Genomic DNA, 18,264 nt, shown 5'->3' on the forward strand with positions numbered 1-18,264 from the left:
CAGTAATTCGGAAAATAAAATATAGAATTTTTATCTTATTCGTAACAATTTCTTACATTTGATTACTTGTAGGAAATTATCATCTAATTCTTTGAAAAATGAAGCTAAAAGTTTTAGGACTTTTGTTCTGCTCTGCTGTTCTGTCAGCACAGAATATCCAAAATAATCCGGGAAGCAATCACGGTAACAAATTCGAACAGCTCGGAACGATACTTCCAACTCCAAATATTTATAGAACAGCTTCCGGCGCACCAGGTCAAGCCTATTGGCAGCAACGGGCAGATTATGATATTGAGGCATATCTGGATGAAGATAAAAGAAATCTGAGAGGCTCAGAAACCATTACTTATTATAACAACTCTCCAGATGATCTGGATTATCTCTGGCTTCAGCTGGATGAGAATGAACAATCGTCTGTTAAGAATGCTGATTATCCTTTTTCATCGACATTACCAAAAAGAGAGATTGTAGAAAACTTAAAACCAACCGAATTACCGATTTCAGATAATGGCTATGGCGTCAATTTGGAAAAAGTAACCGATGCTAACGGGACACCTCTGAAATATGTTGTTAATAAGACAATGATGCGGATCGACCTTCCCAAAGCATTAAAAAAAGGAGAAAAGTTTGTCCTAAAGATCAACTGGAATTATAACATCCCGAATCGTATTGAAATGGGCGGTAGAGGTGGTTATGAAAACTTTCCGGAAGATGGTAACGACCTTTACACAATCACACAATGGTTTCCAAGAATGTGTGTCTACAGCGATTTTCACGGCTGGCAGAATCATCAGTTCACGGGAAGAGGTGAGTTTGCTTTAGTATTTGGGAACTATAAGGTAAAAATGAATGTTCCTGCTGACCACGTTGTCGGTGGAACGGGTGAATGTAAAAACTATGAGCAAGTTCTTTCATCAGAACAATTAGCGAGATACAGAAAAGCTGAAAACTCTAATGAACCGGTAGAAATTGTAACATTAGACGAAGCTAAAAAAGCAGAAAAAAAACACTCAAAACAAAGAAAGACCTGGATTTTTGAAGCCAATGACGTTCGTGATTTCGCTTGGACATCTTCAAGAAAATTTATTTGGGACGGAATGAGAGTTACGATTCCTGAAAACAATAACAAAGTAATGGCCATGAGCCTCTACGGAAAAGAAGCTTACGGATTGTATAGAAAATTCTCTACAAAAGCAGTTGCTCATACGATCAAAACGTATTCAGAATTTACGATTCCTTATCCATATCCTGTAGCGCAATCTGTAGAAGCTTCCAATGGAATGGAATATCCAATGATCTGCTTCAATTACGGACGAACAGAAAAAGACGGAACTTACTCTGAAGCCATCAAAAACGGAATGTTAGGCGTAGTCATTCACGAGGTGGGACACAATTTTTTTCCGATGATCATCAACTCGGATGAAAGACAATGGAGTTGGATGGATGAAGGTCTCAATACTTTTGTTGAATATCTGACAGAGGAAAAATGGGATAACAAATTTCCTTCAAAACGTGGTCCGGCCTGGACGATCGTAGATTATATGAAACTTCCGAAAGATGAATTGGAACCGATCATGTCCAATTCTGAAAACATCGCAAAGTTTGGACCGAATGCTTATTCTAAACCGGCGACGGGACTCAATATCCTTCGTGAAACCATTATGGGAAGAGAGTTATTTGATAAAGCTTTCAAAACCTATGCGAAAAGATGGGCGTTTCGCCACCCGGAGCCTGCAGATCTTTTCAGAACGATGGAGGATGCCAGTGGAGAAGATCTTGATTGGTTTTGGAGAGGATGGTTTTATGGAACAGACCCTGTTGATATTTCTATAGATAAAGTAACAGTAGCAACGCCGGATTTTGATGGAACCCCAAAATCAGAAGATGTAAAATATACTGTCGATAAACCTGCACTTAACGAATTTGAAGATATTTCTAAAATAAGAAACAAGGAGAATCGATCGATTAAATTCTATGTTGACGGTGATAAAGAGGTTCAGGATTTCTATTACAGATATGACCGTGGACAAGAGAAAGTAGATACTTCCAAAGAATATTCTATGACGACAGCAAATCTTGAAAAAGTATCCAGCAAAGACGTTACAAAAGATGGCAATGTAACAGCTTATCAGATCGATTTTTCAAACAAAGGCGGGTTGGTAATGCCAATTATTCTTGAATTTACCTTTGAAGATGGTTCTAAACTGAATGACAAAATTAATGTTCAGATTTGGAGACACAATGAACAAAAAGCCTCTAAAACTTATTATTTTGATAAAAAATTAAAATCTGTTCAATTAGATCCTATGAGAGAAACAGCTGATATTGATACCTCCAACAATCTTTGGACTGCAACTTCTACAGAAACACAGAGCAAGTTTCAGGTTTTCAAACAGAAACAGAAAAATGCTGCAAGAGGTGCCTCCACTGGAAAAATAAATCCTATGCAAGCTGCTGGAAAAAAATAAATTCAATACTTGGTCCTGAAATTTTCAGGACTTTTTTATAGCAGGAATATTTTCCCCCAATTATTTTAAACATCAGTTATTAGTTACAATTATGAAAAAACTATTACTAATACTTACAATTTCGCCATTTGTTCTGTCCTGTGATGGACAAGACAAATCTGGGGCAAAATCACTTTCTGAGGAATCTTTACAATTGGAAAATTTCGATTTCAATACCAAAATTTCCACACTTCTTCCGAAAGAAACCAAAAGTAAAGAATATGCTGGTTATTACAAGGTCAAGTCGGAAATGATCGAGGTTGACACTGTTTCTGATGGCGAATTTATTGGAAGTGAAAAGCCTGTAAGAATTGAATACAGGCAGCGAAGTTTTTCCACTCGCGATGTTCTTGCCAATTTTGATGATTTTGAGTTCAACGCCATCAATTTTGTAACGAATATGGATGGAAAATTAATGCTCATCAATGCAGTCGCTGGCGAAACGGATAAAGGTAAAACGGAAGATTTCGTTTCCAAACTCAACAAAAAATACGGAAACTCAAAGAACACCAAAAGCGAATTTGTAGGACAGGATTTTGACATTTACACTTGGCAACTGAAAGACAGGATCATAAGATATTGTGTGGTTTTCGATGATGAAAAAAGCACTTTGAAGATTGGCGGAGAAAAAAATCCGCATTATCAAAGTTATCTGTATGTCATCAAAAAAGAATTTCAAAACCAGATTTTTGGAAATGTAAGTTCCGGAGATTTTGTCTTTCTGGAATAAATTCTAAAAATATCAAACACAAAAAATGGAAAAATAAAAACTTATGAAAAAACATATACTTCTAATATTATTGATGCTTTCAGGCTATTCTGTGTTTGCGAATGATGGCGCATTTTTCGCAAAAGGCAATCAACTGATTCCAATCAATGAGACGGATATTACGGTCAGAAAGGAAATTTTAACTCTTAAAAAAATCAGAAATCAATTTATAGAAGTTACGGTTTATTATGAGTTTTTCAATCCAAAAGAAGACAAAAAAATAACGGTCGGTTTCGAGGCATTTTCGCCGGAAGGAGACGTAGATGGATCGCCAAAAAACGGGAAACATCCGTACATGAGGGATTTCACGGTGGAACTCAATAATTCTATTCTGAAATATGATGTGGCGTATGTTTCCGACTCATTGTACAATAAAAATGGAACGATAAAGTCTTTGGATATGACAAAATTCGATGGGAATAAAAGTGGGAATTATGTCGATTTCTTTTATGTCTATCATTTTGAGGCCAATTTCAAAAAAGGACTTAACATTGTGAAACATACCTATAATTATGATTTGTCTGGTTCCATAGATTACAATTACGATTTTGAATATGTGCTAACTGCCGCTAATCGTTGGGCAAACAAACAGATTGACGATTTTACATTGATCATTGATAACGGAGAATTTGAGACATTTTCCATCAACAAAACCTTCTTTAAAACTTCGGATGAATGGCTGATTAACGGCATCGGAAAAACCGAAGATATCAAAGGAAGTAAAAATGCTTTTGTCGAAAACGATGCTTTGAAATTCCATTTGCAGAAAGGGAATATTATTTTTCAAAAGAAGAATTTCAAAGTCAACGGCGATTTGTTTTTGTATGCTCAAAACTATTTAGGAATTCAGGACTTGGAGTATATTCCTTTTTCGTATTATCAGGAAGACAAAATCGTTCAGCCGAAAAATGATTTTCAAAGAAAAGTATTAAAGAACCTGCCTTTTGCAAGACGCGGTTATGTTTTTCAGAATCAGGATTTGAATCAGTTTTACAAAAAAATGGATTGGTATATCCCAAATCCGAATTATCAGCCCAATGCTGAAATCCTTACTGACGGGGAAAAGAAATGGATTGAGAAATGGAAATAAAACTAAATTCCATAATCGGTTTCTAAGCTAAAACCAACGAATTACAATTCATTCCCAGCGGATTGTAAATGACTAACGTTAATTTTAAATTTTGCTTTATTTTAGATTCTATCAAAAAATATGATGCCATTAAAAAAATGCACAAATCTAAAAATTGCTGTACTGATTTTAAACTGATTAAAATTGGTAAGAAAAATAAAATGATATGAATTTAATTTGACAAGTGCAGAGCTAACCAATGTTGCTTGTGCATTTTGTTTTACTAGATCTAAAATTTTTATATTTGATTTGAAATAAAAAACACAAACCAAATGAACGAAAACTTAAAGTACATTGCCAAATTATCTGCTTCTGCAGCATCCAGTTTTCTCAAAATAAACATCTTAGGAGCTCTCTCCACCGTCATCGTTATCATCCTCGAGTTTACAATCCTGATAAAAGGGATTGATGCAGGACATTCTGCACACGCAAGCGCGATTCCGTTTTTGCTGATGATGTTTTTCGCTAGGCCTGTCGGCTCTGTTTTGTGGTATTTGACCTGTCTTGCAAGTCCGTACGTTTTCTTTCTGTTTGGGAATCAGTATATCATTTCCAAAATCACAAACAAGGTCATTACAGATAAATCGGAAAGTCTCATCATTCCGATTTTGGACAGGGTCTTAAACAAATTCCAGGCGAAACAACCCAACGTTTTACGAAACACAGGCGATTATTCTATGAATAAGCTGAAAATCATCCAGGCCATCAGAAAAGATAAATCTGAGAACAAATGGCTGAGGAAAATCATTGTTTTCGGAATGAAAAAAGTGAAAATGGATGACATTGATTTTACTCAGGAAAACCTCAATTTCTACGACATCATCAAAGTAAAAACCATCCAAACGCTGAAAAATATTTCAGAACCAAGCCGCAATATGATTTGGATTACAATTGGTGCTCAGTGGGCGATCTTGTTGTTTATTTGGCTGACCAAGTTTTAATTCAAAATATTTTTTGATGCAAAAACTGATTTTTTTCCTAAAAAAGTTCTCCTTTTATTTTCTTGTGATTTTTGCAGGAACTTACTTGCAGGTCTATTGGGCGATGGGTTATTTGTCAGACAAGCTTTCCAGCAGTTGTTTAGATTGTAGTTTTGCTTTGGATACGTTGTTTGTTTCTTTGTTTTCGGCTGTTTTTTTTAGCTTGTTTTTTATGTTGATTTCAAGAATCAAGAATCTTTATTTAAAACTCATTCTGGAATTTTTGTTACTATCATTTTGGTGGTTTTTTATCGATTATTCGGATTTTGTGGAAAGGGAATCTTCCTGGAGCACATATCTTTTTGAGGAAGAAATTCATGCAACATTAAACCAAGGTTTTTTCCCGATTTTGATAATGTCTGTCATTGTGATTTTCATATTTAATTACAAATTTTTTATAAATAAGAATGAAGCGAATTGAAAAGATCAAGATCCTAAAAGCAATCGTAGCACTTTTGCTCTTCATTGGCATTCCGATTTTGTTATTCTATCTTGGAGTTGTAGTTCCGGAATATTGCGCTTGTGACGAAACGATGTACGAAGGTCAAAAAGGAATTGATATTTGGGGCGATATGGTTTATTTTGCGATGCTGAAAGTCAGGATTTTGCTAAGGCATTTTTTCAGCTTCTTACGATGGTGATTTTGGTTTTTTCGGCTATTCTGGCTCTTATCTATTTCTTAATTTATCGAATTAAAAAAAAAACAAATGAGAAACATATTACTGACCTTTATTTTATTGGGTTTTTCATTTCTGTTCAAAGCTCAAAACCAATCTCAGAACGATATCTGGAGCGGAAGCTATGAAGTGTATCCAAAGGATGATAAAAAGGCTTTAGATACTTTATTCATCGCAAAAACTAAAGATGTAAAATCGGAAGATGTTCCTGCAAGATTTGAATCGGATTTAAAAAGATGGATTGTTACTTCCAAAAAAGATGAAAGGAAAGATGCTTTGGTAATCCGCAGATTTATTTTTAATCTTGAGGATGATGATAACGAATATGAGCAATTTGGCTGGACAAAGCTTTATCAGGAAGAGAAAATAAGCTGTATTGATGGCGGCCATTTTTTCATTTGTCAGACAAAACCAAATACAACAGTAGATTTCCAGAAGGAAGGAACGTTCTTTACCAAAACCGGATTTTTCGGTGTTTGGCTGCATTTTGGCTTGGTAGAACTGAAAAAACTTGATTAAAAACTAAATCCAATGAAATCAAAACCAATCTTAACCATTCTTTTGACAGCGATTGTCTTCTTTGCTTTAGGATTTTTAGGTAAAGATTTTTATCAAAATAAATCAAAGTCTGAAAATATTCCTGTAACCAAAAATCAATCGGACCGCATCCAAACAAAAGATGAAACCAAAACCGAAAATAAAAATACAGATTTTTCTAAAGTGTTGAAAGGTAAATATATTCTTGAAGGTGCAGATTATGCGGGATTCGAATTTATAGATGATGAAACGATAAGCTGGACAAACGAAATGTTCCCGATGGACCCGGACACGATGCGCCTGAAATGGATTGATGAACACACTTTCGTTACCACTTTTACCAAAAATATTGAAAAAGGTTGTCCGCCAAGAAACTGGGTGCGAAAGATAGAATCTTATGACGGACACAAATTGGTCATCAGAGATTATTGGACAGGTTGGGGAGAATCCAAAGACGAATCGGAAGTTTTTTACAAAGAATAATAATTTCCAAACACGAATTGTCAATATTACGATTATAAAATTTAGATTAGTATTAAATTTGATATAAAACACAAATGATGAGAAACTATTTGCAACTATTTATCTTAATATTTTTCAGCCTAAATATTAACGCCCAAAATCTAAGGGAAGAAATCAAACTAAAAAATGCTGATTTTAAAATCTATGATACGGATTCCAGCGAAAAAGATTTGGAAGTAACCAGATATCAAATCATCGATTCCAAAGGAGATAAATTGGAACACATCGCCCGGGTTTTTGATAAAAAGAAGGATAAGGAAACGTTTTTAGGGATTTACAGAAAGAATGATTCTGAGATTCATTTTATAGAATTTAATCAGACCAAGGAAACGCCGACTTTAGACCATTACGTTTATACGCCTGATGCAAAAGGTAAATTGGTACTTGTGAAAAAAGAAGTTGGTTTGAAAGATTATCCTGCAGATTTGCCTCCGAAATTTAAAAATAACAAACCGATTCACCCGGAATTTGTCGGTGGTGATGCCGAACTGAATAAATGGGTTGAGAAAAATATCGCTCCAATCCTGAAAAAAGAATTGGCTACAAAAGATCTTGTCCTCACGCTGGAAATAGACGAAAACGGAACTGCGACTTTGCAGAATCTGTCATTGCTTTCATTAAACAGCGAAACGGAAAAAGCCCTGATTGCAAAAATCAAAGAGATGCCAAAATGGAACACCACAATCCAAGGTTATAAAGTGACGGGATTGGCTTTTATTCCTGTTTCTAAGCCTTAGATAATTATTTTGAAATTGTTAATTAATAATCGAATTAATGGGAAAACTGACCGGATATTTCACGATAACTTGGCTGATCATTTTGATAGTCAGTTTTTTGGTTTCAAGGTTTTTATTGATTCAACTATTAGGGCTCGATGATGATTCCAATGAATGGTGGATGGCAATCATTACGGGCATTTCTTTTATTTATTCTTTAAAATTTGTTTTCTTTTTGACCTTATCTTCTGTGACTATTTTCCTGAATCTTTTTAAGAAGATCAGGAACAATTGGTTCTTGTCTTTGTTGACCTATTCATTGATTCCGCTGTTGACTTTTTCGGGTATGATTATCGGTGATATGATAGAAAACGGAAACAGTTTTGAAGCCATAAAAAGTATTGCAAAATTTTCTGGTAGTTTGGTTTTACCACATTTGGCTTGTACGCTGGTTTGTTTTCTACATTTCAGGAAATTGATGGGAAACGAGAAATTTAATTAAACTATGACGATTCTTTTTTTGATTTTATTCATTCCTCTTTTATCGATTGCTTGGTTCGGAACAGATTATTTGGTAAAGAAAATAATGAGGGAAAGATATAACATCAAAATTACTTTGATTTCGTTTGCTTTGATGATGCCTATTTTATTTATAATGTTTATTTACATTTTGTTGTCGTTGGCTTTTATGTCGGGCGCTGAGTTTAAAGATTGAAAATTAAATTTAACCTTAACAAAAACACGGATGAGATACAAAACAATATTTTTAATTTTTACAACAGCTCTTATCTTATTCAGTTGTGATAAAGCCGCAGAAAATAATCACCCTAAAAAGCAATCTGCTGAGGTTAAAACTAAAAGTGATAATGAGGAGCAGAACAAGATTATTTTAGGCGAAGATATTCCTGAAATCAATGCTTATGTTGAGAATATCTTTGAAAAAAATGGAAAATTTTATGTAGAATTGGATTTGGTGGAAATAAAATATAAGAATGTAGATGAAAGGTTGATCGTCAACAAAAATCCAAAGGTCAGAACTTATGTTATTGATGATCATACTTTGATCTATTCTAATGATTGCAAAGAATTAATAGTTAAACAATTACTCCAAGCAAGAAAAAAATTATTGAAAAATAAATCCATCATCGTCATTGGAACTTCCAAAGATGGAAGAATGAAAAAACATAAATTTTGGTTGTTACGGATAAAATTAAACTGTAAAAATGAAAAAAATAATTGCTATTTCGCTTTCCGTCATCACGATAATTATCTGTTGCTATTTGATTGTGATCAAAATGAGTTCACTTGATATTCCAGTCAACAAAAACGAATGGTATGCGATGGATGCTATCCACAAAATAGAAGACCGGACCGATATCGACGAGTGCGAAAAAAAAGTTTTGAAAGAAAGAGTTAAACAAGACAGAGAAAACGCCAAACGTGTTTCAAATGATGCTTTTCAGATTCAGGTAATTGCTTTTGGTGTCATTATCATACAGATTTTCTTGTTGGTTTTTATTGTATTAATACCCTCTAAAAATCATATAAAACCAAGCTAAAAGCACAAAATAAAAATGATGAATATTATTTTATTCCGGAATTACGGCTTTTTGACTTATATAATATCATCCAAAGATTGGAAGCTAATGGTATAATTATGATTCTGTGCAGCATGATGTATATGTAGCATAGATTCATGGAAAACATCAATATTTCATTAGCTTTAATTATTCTACCCAATGTGCCTCTTCACCTTGTGGCGCAGCACCGCCTTGAGCTTCTGTGATTGGGGATTTTTCCTGATTAATGTGATAAATGTAGGCAGCTACTTTCTCAGCATCTCTTCCTGTAATGATTCCGTCTTTAATAAATGGTCGCATTGTCGGATTATTGGGTGAACCGTTTTCAAGCATCCAGAAAACATTTTTGAAAAGACTTTTTTGTTTGATATTGATCCATTTGTTATCAGTAAGATTCGGACCGATTCCACCTCTTCCGGATTCTGAATGGCATGACACGCAGTTGGTCTTGAATATCTGCTCGCCTTCGGTAATGTTATCTGCATTGTAATTTGCTGTCTCCAAGCTTATTGCAGGTGCTATTTTTTCATAGTCTTTGATTGAAGCAAGCTGAAATTTGGTTTCATCCTGGTATTCTATATCTGGATGGGCATAATCTGTAAACGCAAAGGCAACCAAATATATAGCACAGGATATGATTGTAAAATAAAACAGTCCAAGCCACCATTTTGGTAATGCATTATCCAGTTCTGTGATCCCATCGAAACCATGGTCGATAAGAATCTCTTTCTCTTCTTTCGCCGATTGTTTTTTGAAAGCCGAATTCCAGAGTTTCTGAAAATAGGGTATCGATTTTTCTTTTAAGTATTCCTTCTTTTCATCGTCAGTTAAAAGTTGAAAATTGGCGTTCTCCACCAGATCTCCTATAGAATCCATGATCAACAAAAGGATAGAAATGATCACAAGGATTCCCCAGAAAAGCGGAGTCTTCAGATAGCCCGGATCGCCGGACATCTCGAAAGCTATAAAAATTGAAATGACAGCTACGGTAATGTATATCGATATTGGAGTTCTCGTTTTCATGTCGGTTAAAAATTTCAGGATTAATTACTTTATACTTGCAGTTTTTACCTCTGTTGTTTTGATATCGGTTCCCAATCTTTGCAGATAAGCTATCAAAGCGATGATCTCTCTCTGTTCCAATGGGATAAAGGCATCTCCTTTTGCCTTCTTCTCTTGTTCCGTTTGATCTTTCAAATCGGCGGCTTCAGAAAAGATCCTTTTAACGATGGCCTGGGATTGATTATCTGCCCACTGATCAGCAGAATCTATTTCAGTCTTTGTGTATGGGATGTCAAAATTATTTTTCATCAATTTTAATTTATCTACCATTTTGGACCGGTCCAGTTTATTGGTGATCAACCAAGGGAAGCGTGGCATAATAGACCCTGCTGAAGTAATTCTTGGATTATACATATGTTTGAAATGCCAGGAGTCTGGATTCCTTTGACCTTCACGATGCAGATCAGGCCCCGTTCTTTTAGATCCCCATAAAAATGGTCTGTCATAGACAAATTCTCCAGCCTTCGAATACTGCCCGTTTTTACCATCAAAACGCATCACCTCATCACGGAAAGGTCTGATCATCTGAGAGTGGCAGGAGTTGCAGCCCTCGCGTATATAGAGATCCCGGCCTTCCAATTCAAGAGGCGAATATGGTTTTACTGCTGATATCTGCGGTACATTGCTTTGTAGGGTAAGGGTTGGGACAATTTCCACAATTCCGCCAATCGCAATCGCAACAAATGCTAGAATTGATAATAAATGAGGTGTTCTTTCAAGCCAAAGATGAATTCCTTCGCCTTGTTTTCTGGATTTGCCGACATTAGCTAATGCAGGGGCTTCTGCCGGTACATTCTTTTGAAACGAACCAATTCTAATGGTTTTATAAACATTGATCACCATTAAAATGGCACCACCAAGATAGAACAATCCGCCTAGAAATCTCATTTTGAAATAGGGTAGAATAGCGGTAACAGTATCCAGCCAGTTTTTGTAAACCAATGTTCCGTCTGGATTGAATTGTTTCCACATTAATCCCTGAGTAAATCCTGCGAGATACATCGGCACAGCATAGAAAATAATTCCTAAAGTTCCCAGCCAGAAATGCCAGTTGGCGAGTTTTTTGGACCAGATCTCAGTTTTCCACATGGCCGGAACCAAATAATAAACAACACCGAATGCCATAAAGCCATTCCAGCCAAGCGCACCTAAGTGAACGTGACCAATCACCCAATCTGTATAATGACCTATTTTATTCAAAGATTTAGTTGCCAGAAGTGGGCCTTCGAAAGTTGCCATACCATAACAGGTAACGGCGACTACAAAGAATTTGAGAATAGGTTCTTCTCTTACTTTGTCCCAAGCACCTCTCAGGGTCAAGAGCCCGTTCAGCATTCCTCCCCACGATGGAGCGATCAACATAATAGAGAATCCTGTTCCCACTGCTTGGGCCCAAGCTGGCAAAGCAGTATATTGAAGATGATGTGGTCCGGCCCACAAATAAACAAAAATCAAAGACCAAAAATGGATGATCGATAATTTATAAGAAAATACAGGACGGTTTGCCGCCTTTGGCAAAAAGTAATACATCAGCCCTAAAACTGGAGTAGTCAATACAAATGCAACTGCATTATGACCATACCACCATTGTACCAGAGCATCTTTGACCCCAGCGTAAGCTGAGTATGACTTCCATCCTGTGAAAGATAGCGGAACTTCTAAATTATTGAAGATATGAAGCATCGCAACAGCGATCCAGGTTCCAATATAAAACCAAATTGCAACGTAAAGATGTCGTACTCTCCGTTTTAGGATTGTTCCGAACATATTGATTCCGAAAATAACCCACGACAAAGTGATTAGAATGTCAATTGGCCATTCGTGTTCGGCATATTCTTTAGAAGTGTTGATCCCCATCAAAAATGTGATAACTACAGCAATAATCATAAGCTGCCAAGTCCAGAAATGGATCCAGGAAAGTGTGTCGCTATACATTCTGGTTTTCAAAAGTCGCTGCATACTGTAATAAGCACCGCAGAAAAAAGAATTACAGACAAATGCAAAGATAACGGCACTGGTATGCAACATTCTGATCCTACCAAAACCCATCGCGCCCTGGGAATTGATCAATCCTTGAATATTACCGCTTCTTAAACTCTGGATAGTGGTGTCATCCGTGCCGAATAAAAATTCTGGTAATTCAGGATAAAAAAGCATTAATGCAGCTGTAAGTCCCAGAATAAAACCAATGATTCCAAATGTAATAGTTGCATAGAGAAATGCTCTGACAATATTATTGTCATAATGAAATTTTTGTGTCACCATAATTACGCTTTGAGTAGAGGATGATCTTATTTCATAAAAATGCCTTTTACAAGAGCATTGGCTATAGAAATAAATATCATAGTACAGTTTTTATGTTTTGACAAAGGTATTTTGTAGCTTTGTGTAGTACTAATGGATTTACTTCTAAATTATACTAAAACCTACTAAAAACCTAATCAATGAGACTGTGTGGCGAAAACATCAGAAAAATAAGAAGGGATAAGGATTATACCCAGGAGTATATGGCTTTTGAAATGGGGATTTCCCAAAAATCCTATTCAGATATTGAAAATTCCAAAGTTAAGATCAATCTTGATATTCTTACCAAAGTGTCGGCTATTTTAGATATAAAGCCTTCAGACATTTGCAGTATCTCTCATCAGTGTGGTGGAAGTGATCATGATTATGAGGCCAAATATAATGGCCTCCTTGATTTTATAAAAAAGAACAATATTTCTGTACCGGAAGACCTATTGTAGTTGGTCGTCTTGCAAAGCGTATTCAGCTTTTTATATAAGTTTTTTTTGATTGTTTTTTGAAGTTATTTATCAAAACAAAGCCTTGCCATCAGATAACTGATCGTAGATTCTGCACCTTGGTTAAGGTTTACATTTTTCTCTTCGATACCATCATAACAACCTCCCGTTGCGGGATTGTAAACAATCTGATCCAAATGATTTTTTCCCAGAAACCAATTGAATGAATTCTTCATCATTTCTAAATATCTTTTATCATTAAAAACTGTATGAAATTTTTCCAGTGCCAAAATTGTATAAGTAACATCAATAGGCTGTTCTCCTCCAATTGGAAGATCGTTTTCAGTGTTTTCTTTTTGCAGCCAGCCTTTATTGGAAATCACTTTTATATTACCGTCAATCATAATTTTAGACAGTAAAAACTGGAAAGACTCCTCGGCAATCTGTTTGTAAATCTCATCTTTAGTCGAAATCCACGCACAGAGTAAAGCTTCCGGTATTAAGCTGTTTCCATAGGTCAGATAACTTTCAAACCAATGCCAATCGTCTTTTGCTTCGTGTTGATACATTTTCACCAAACGATCCGCTAATTCTTTTAATAATGGAAGGTTTTTCCCCGAGTTTTGGTAATGCAATCCTTTTACAATAAAAGCCATTGCTCTTGTTGAGTGGATTTTTTCCGCCCAGATAAGATTTTTTTGGATGATTTCCTCCGCAGTCTCAGAAAATTCCTGAGGCAAAATTTCTTTTAAAGACATTAAATAGCCTAAAGCCCATATTGCTCTGCCATTGGAATCATCCAGATTGGTCTCATAATTCTGCTGAGTGAACTGTTTATGGTCATCAACATAATTCAAAAAACTGCCGTCTTTTTGTTGGCAAAATTTGATAAAGTTTAAATAAATTGAGATCAACTGCAGATCTGATTTTTTTTCATTGATCTGAAAATGCCTGCAAATAGCGATCATCGCCCGTGCATTATCATCCAGTGTGTAACCTGAATTGATATCCGGCTTGCTGATCTTTGAAAACTGGATCATCCCGAAGTCTGTCGTCATATTTTGGATATGGTCAAGATTGATTTCCGGTAGATTATAATTGAGTTCTGTTTTATTATTTCCAAATTCCTGAAATAGCAAAGCGTGTAAAATAGATGAATTTTCCCAAGCTGTCGGAGCCATTTTTTCCAATGATTTCTGACGTAGTTCCTCCCGTTTGCTTTCATTTTCTAACAATGTGTTTACTGCAACAGACAACTGCCCCGGAGCTTCAAAATCAATAATAATTCCGGTATCTTCCTTTAAAACTTCCAAAGCATGTGGGATCGGAGTAGAAACAATGGCGCATCCGCTACTGATCGCATAGGAAAATGTTCCGCTCACTGCCTGGTTTCTGTCTTTTGAAGTGAAAAGATAAACGTCGGTAAGCTGCAGATATTCTAGTAATTCTGGAAGTGGCAAATAATCATTGATAAAGCGGATATTGTTTTCCAGATGAAGTTTACAAGTGAGATCTTCCAAAAAATCACGATATTTCTCGCCTTCGAGCCTTACTATTGCGGGATGTGTTTTGCCAAGAATTAGAAAAATAACATCAGGGTTTTTAGCAATGATCGCTGGTAAGGCTTTCAGTGTGGTTTCAATATTTTTTCCGGAACCTAATAAACCAAATGTCGAAAGGACCTTTTTGTCTTTAAGATCATATTTTTCCTTCAGCGCAATTTTGTCTGTAAAAGGCAAAAGGTGTGTTCCGTGAGGTATCACTGTGATTTTATCGGAAGAGATTTCATAATCATTTGAAAGAATGTCTGCAGAAATACTTGTCATTACAACGAGAGATCTTGCAAAATCGGCGATTTCTTTCACTTTTTCCTTCAGCTCTTTATCCGGCTTTGGCAAAACGGTGTGAAAAGTGATAATAACATCTTTTTTTAAATTCTTGAGAAAAAGATACAAACCATTTCTGGTTTCATTAAAAAAGCCGAATTCATGCTGGAGCATCACCAAATCGATCGCATCATTTTTGTTGATCTTCGCAGCTAATTCCAGATAGGAAACGGCATCTGAGATATTTAATTTATACTCGGTATATTCTTGATATTCATAATTTTCCTCTTCTGTTTCCATCGGACAAATAATTGCTTTGAATGATTCTCCGAATTTCGAATGAAGAGATCTTATGAGATCCTGAGTATAAGTTGCAATTCCGCAGACCTTTGGAGGAAAAGTACTTACAAAGATAATCTCGGTTTTATTATTGGTTTTGTGTTTTTGTCCATTATAAGATTGTCTAATTGCTTTGTCCTCCACATCTGAATTAATATTTTTATTCATATTTTACTTTAATTTTAATCGGATAATTCCTACTGGATCATCGTTATACGGCGTACATCATCAGCTCTTTCAATAACTTTGAAATACTGAGTGATGCAACAGCAATCCTTTCGTCTGCGGCTCCATAATAGATATATAGTCTGTCATTTTCTATAATGGTTCCTGTCGGGAAACAGACATTGTTGACTTCACCTTTCAGTTCCCATTCTTCTTCCGGTCTGAAAAGCGGATAAGGAAGCCTGGAAGTTTCCTTCTCCGGATTTCCGAGGTCCAATAAAGCCGCACAGGCGTTGTAAACATATCCGTTAACGGTATCGTAGACACCGTGGTAGATCATAAGCCAGCCGTATTCTGTTTCTATTGGCGGACATCCACCTCCAATATAACCTGATTCGTGGTCATATTTCGGTGATAAGAGAATATGGTCTTTAAAATGTAAAAAGTAATCCTGCCAGAAATCAGAATTCAGATCTTCGATATTTTTTGTACTTGCGATCTGAATTTCTGGTCTTATTCTGTGAAGAAAATAAAATTTGTCGTTTATTTTTCTTGGGAAAAAGATCAAATTTTTATCCCATAAAAAAATAGGATAGCTGTTTATATGACTGATCTGGAACTGATTGTATCTTTTATATTTTTCAGGTATTAAACCTTCTGATTCCGATAAGGTCTTAAACTCTTCATAAGAAATTTTCGGAACAATAATTCCTTTATTCTTCCATGACCTGAGGTCTTTGGAGGTTGTTAATGTTCCTAACGCATTGATGCCGTCGTAACTTGTATAAGTAAGGTAAAAGAGGTCATCTATCTTAACAATTCGGGGATCTTCTACGCCGTGTTTTTCATACTCGGATTCTGGAACTATGATTGGTGAGTCTGACCGTTTTTCTACTGTAAGCGGATCTGACAATACACAATGTCCGACAGTTGAAAAATTACCTTTTGCAACAGCACGGTAAAATAGGTGTATTTTGCCATTTTCCTTAATGATTGCCGGATTCAAAACCCCGTCGTTTTCAAAACTCAGGTCGGTTTTTCTGAGTATGATTCCTTCTTTTTTTATCTCTACCATTTAGGTTGTTGCGTTGCGACTTTCATTTTCTTTGTCTTTCCTTTTGTTTTGTTTGTCCTCCCGTTTCTCTTTTAGTGATTTTGCTGGAGGTGTTTTATCTGTTTTTTTGTTCGTTTCCTTTTCTTTTGACATTTGAAATATTTTTTATTGTATGTAAAGATCACTTATAAAAAAAGGAAAGCTTTGTAATAGTCTTTCAATTTGTTACATAAATCATAGTTATTAAAATTTAAAGGACTAACTTTGGAAGAGTGGCTGTCAATATTTTGATTGACGGGCTTAAATACAGTACAGGGTCATGAAGTTGTATATAAAATATATGGTAAGTCTGCGCTGCAAAATGGTCGTTCATCAGGAACTGGAAAAACTGGGCATCAAGAATGCGCTGGTAGACCTTGGTTTGGTGGAGATATTGGATGATATTACCAATGAACAGCGAAAGTTGTTAAAAGAAAACCTCCTCAAAACCGGACTTGAATTATTGGATGACAAAAAGAACATTCTGATCGAGAAAATAAAAAATGCGGTCACGGAAATGATCCATTATTCCGAATCTCTTCCAAAAGAAAATTTTTCAGATTATATCAGTGAAAAGCTCGGCTATGATTACACTTACCTTGCCAATACATTCTCCGAAGTGAAGGGAATGACCTTACAGCATTTTATCATTATCAATAAGGTGGAAAAGGTAAAAGAATTGCTTCTGTATGATGAGCTCAATCTTACCGAAATCTCGTATAAACTCAATTACAGCAGCGTTGCGCATCTTTCAAACCAGTTTAAAAAAATAACAGGACTTTCTCCCTCATTTTATAAACAACTAAAGCAAAAACGCTTGAAAAACCTAGAGGATTTGTAAAAAGTGTGATTTATGCAAATCTATTTTAGAAATATGTAGCATTTTCACCTAGATAATGAACCATCTTTGAATAGAAATAAACTATGCAAAAACCGTGAGAAAGTTATTAGATCCTTAATAACACTCAGTTTTCATAATGATCTTATCAAAATTCGAGAAATAGTACATATGTTTTAAGAGTTTTGGTAGAAAAAGGGGCAGGAGCTTTTAAGTCCCTGTCCTTTTTTATTTGAAAATAATTGTATGTGTCATATTAATTAGTATGAAATCGATCGATAATTTACAAGATCTTACAAAAAAGATCTTTGAGGTAACAGTCAAAATCCAGACATTATATCCGGAATTATATTTTCTTTTAAATGAGACCCCTTTGTTTATGTCGCAAAATGAGAAATATATTACACCTAAAGACCTAAAGCAATATCTTACATCTATAAGAATGCAGCTTTTTACTTTTGAAAAAGAAATGGCGAAATGAAAACAATTAAGCTATATAAATTTAAAGATTCCATTAGCCGGGAAATGCCTTTTCTGGGAGAAAAAAGTATCCTCAGCTCGCTTAATGACCTGATGGCAATTGACCTTATTGATACAGAAAAAATAGCAGAATATACAGTCGATGTTCCTGATGATTTTAGTTTCGAGAACTATAGCAATGAAGAATTGATGAAATTATGTGAGATCTCGCGAAATGTAATTGACCATCATTTTATAATGACTCTCAATGATTATGATGTTATCTGATCTTTAAAGATCACGATTATTTCAGCATTAGGAAAG

21 protein-coding genes are annotated in these 18,264 nt (G+C 35.4%); 16 read left to right on the forward strand and 5 right to left on the reverse strand.

The features are described from left to right. Positions 1-98: 98 nt before the first annotated feature. The 12 genes from BLT30_RS16235 to BLT30_RS16300 all read left to right on the forward strand — a co-directional run bounded on the left by BLT30_RS16235 (position 99) and on the right by BLT30_RS16300 (position 9,396). The gene (locus BLT30_RS16235; protein WP_089874614.1) at positions 99-2,468 is read left to right on the forward strand and encodes a M1 family metallopeptidase; all 2,370 of its coding nucleotides are present in this window, start codon (positions 99-101) and stop codon (positions 2,466-2,468) included. Positions 2,469-2,559: 91 nt separating this feature from the next. Beyond that, positions 2,560-3,237 carry a hypothetical protein gene (locus BLT30_RS16240; protein ID WP_089874615.1) on the forward strand — a complete coding sequence of 226 codons (678 nt, stop codon included), beginning with the start codon at positions 2,560-2,562 and terminating at the stop codon, positions 3,235-3,237. A gap of 43 nt (positions 3,238-3,280) precedes the next feature. Next, a complete protein-coding gene (locus tag BLT30_RS16245; protein WP_089874616.1) occupies positions 3,281-4,366 on the forward strand; it encodes a YARHG domain-containing protein in 1,086 nt (361 codons plus the stop codon). A gap of 311 nt (positions 4,367-4,677) precedes the next feature. Next, entirely contained in the window at positions 4,678-5,346 is a 669-nt protein-coding gene (locus BLT30_RS16255) for a hypothetical protein (RefSeq protein ID WP_089874618.1), read from the forward strand. A gap of 16 nt (positions 5,347-5,362) precedes the next feature. Next, positions 5,363-5,806, forward strand: a complete 444-nt coding sequence (locus tag BLT30_RS16260; RefSeq protein WP_089874619.1) for a hypothetical protein — start codon at positions 5,363-5,365, stop codon at positions 5,804-5,806. Further along, positions 5,793-6,026: a hypothetical protein gene (locus BLT30_RS16265; protein WP_089874620.1), complete on the forward strand. Its 234-nt coding sequence runs from the start codon at positions 5,793-5,795 to the stop codon at positions 6,024-6,026. Before BLT30_RS16260 ends, BLT30_RS16265 begins: the two co-directional genes overlap by 14 nt. Before the next feature lie 66 nt (positions 6,027-6,092). After that, complete coding sequence (locus tag BLT30_RS16270) at positions 6,093-6,581, forward strand: phosphate ABC transporter permease (protein WP_089874621.1); 489 nt, start codon at positions 6,093-6,095, stop codon at positions 6,579-6,581. Between the two features lie 12 nt (positions 6,582-6,593). Then, complete coding sequence (locus BLT30_RS16275; protein WP_089874622.1) at positions 6,594-7,082, forward strand: hypothetical protein; 489 nt, start codon at positions 6,594-6,596, stop codon at positions 7,080-7,082. Positions 7,083-7,156: 74 nt separating this feature from the next. Next, complete coding sequence (locus tag BLT30_RS16280) at positions 7,157-7,858, forward strand: hypothetical protein (protein WP_139166696.1); 702 nt, start codon at positions 7,157-7,159, stop codon at positions 7,856-7,858. A 37-nt stretch (positions 7,859-7,895) separates the two neighbouring features. After that, a complete protein-coding gene (locus BLT30_RS16285) occupies positions 7,896-8,339 on the forward strand; it encodes a hypothetical protein (protein ID WP_089874624.1) in 444 nt (147 codons plus the stop codon). A 243-nt stretch (positions 8,340-8,582) separates the two neighbouring features. Next, positions 8,583-9,146 (forward strand): hypothetical protein, encoded by a 564-nt coding sequence (locus tag BLT30_RS16295; RefSeq protein WP_089874626.1) that lies wholly within the window; start codon positions 8,583-8,585, stop codon positions 9,144-9,146. Then, positions 9,133-9,396 carry a hypothetical protein gene (locus tag BLT30_RS16300; RefSeq protein ID WP_089874627.1) on the forward strand — a complete coding sequence of 88 codons (264 nt, stop codon included), beginning with the start codon at positions 9,133-9,135 and terminating at the stop codon, positions 9,394-9,396. Before BLT30_RS16295 ends, BLT30_RS16300 begins: the two co-directional genes overlap by 14 nt. A gap of 168 nt (positions 9,397-9,564) precedes the next feature. Here BLT30_RS16300 and BLT30_RS16305 read toward each other — a convergent pair whose 3' ends face one another. Both BLT30_RS16305 and ccoN read right to left on the reverse strand, forming a co-directional pair. After that, positions 9,565-10,440: a cbb3-type cytochrome c oxidase N-terminal domain-containing protein gene (locus BLT30_RS16305; protein WP_089874628.1), complete on the reverse strand. Its 876-nt coding sequence runs from the start codon at positions 10,438-10,440 to the stop codon at positions 9,565-9,567. A 24-nt stretch (positions 10,441-10,464) separates the two neighbouring features. After that, entirely contained in the window at positions 10,465-12,744 is a 2,280-nt protein-coding gene (gene ccoN / locus BLT30_RS16310) for a cytochrome-c oxidase, cbb3-type subunit I (protein ID WP_089874629.1), read from the reverse strand. 179 nt (positions 12,745-12,923) lie between these two features. On the opposite strand from ccoN, the gene BLT30_RS16315 reads away from it, so the two are divergent. After that, complete coding sequence (locus tag BLT30_RS16315; RefSeq protein ID WP_089874630.1) at positions 12,924-13,223, forward strand: helix-turn-helix domain-containing protein; 300 nt, start codon at positions 12,924-12,926, stop codon at positions 13,221-13,223. A gap of 62 nt (positions 13,224-13,285) precedes the next feature. Here the strand turns inward: BLT30_RS16315 and BLT30_RS16320 are convergent, their stop codons facing one another. From BLT30_RS16320 to BLT30_RS18420, 3 genes are read right to left on the reverse strand one after another with little or no spacing between them, the layout of a single operon-like run. Further along, positions 13,286-15,553, reverse strand: coding sequence for a glycosyltransferase (locus BLT30_RS16320; protein ID WP_089874631.1), 2,268 nt, complete (start codon positions 15,551-15,553; stop codon positions 13,286-13,288). A gap of 43 nt (positions 15,554-15,596) precedes the next feature. Further along, the gene (locus BLT30_RS16325; protein ID WP_089874632.1) at positions 15,597-16,625 is read right to left on the reverse strand and encodes a glycoside hydrolase family 130 protein; all 1,029 of its coding nucleotides are present in this window, start codon (positions 16,623-16,625) and stop codon (positions 15,597-15,599) included. After that, entirely contained in the window at positions 16,626-16,757 is a 132-nt protein-coding gene (locus tag BLT30_RS18420) for a hypothetical protein (protein WP_262488093.1), read from the reverse strand. A gap of 166 nt (positions 16,758-16,923) precedes the next feature. Here BLT30_RS18420 and BLT30_RS16330 point away from each other — a divergent pair, with 166 nt between their 5' ends. The 3 genes from BLT30_RS16330 (at position 16,924) to BLT30_RS16340 (ending at position 18,228) form a co-directional block, all read left to right on the forward strand. Further along, positions 16,924-17,484: a helix-turn-helix domain-containing protein gene (locus BLT30_RS16330; RefSeq protein ID WP_221405598.1), complete on the forward strand. Its 561-nt coding sequence runs from the start codon at positions 16,924-16,926 to the stop codon at positions 17,482-17,484. 262 nt (positions 17,485-17,746) lie between these two features. Continuing rightward, positions 17,747-17,962, forward strand: coding sequence for a hypothetical protein (locus BLT30_RS16335; RefSeq protein WP_089874633.1), 216 nt, complete (start codon positions 17,747-17,749; stop codon positions 17,960-17,962). Further along, on the forward strand, positions 17,959-18,228 hold the full coding sequence (locus tag BLT30_RS16340; protein WP_089874634.1) for a hypothetical protein: 270 nt from the start codon (positions 17,959-17,961) through the stop codon (positions 18,226-18,228). Before BLT30_RS16335 ends, BLT30_RS16340 begins: the two co-directional genes overlap by 4 nt. Positions 18,229-18,264: the final 36 nt, after the last annotated feature.

Origin of the sequence: Epilithonimonas hungarica, from assembly GCF_900102265.1 — a bacterium.
Classification (GTDB): Bacteria; Bacteroidota; Bacteroidia; order Flavobacteriales; family Weeksellaceae; genus Epilithonimonas; species Epilithonimonas hungarica.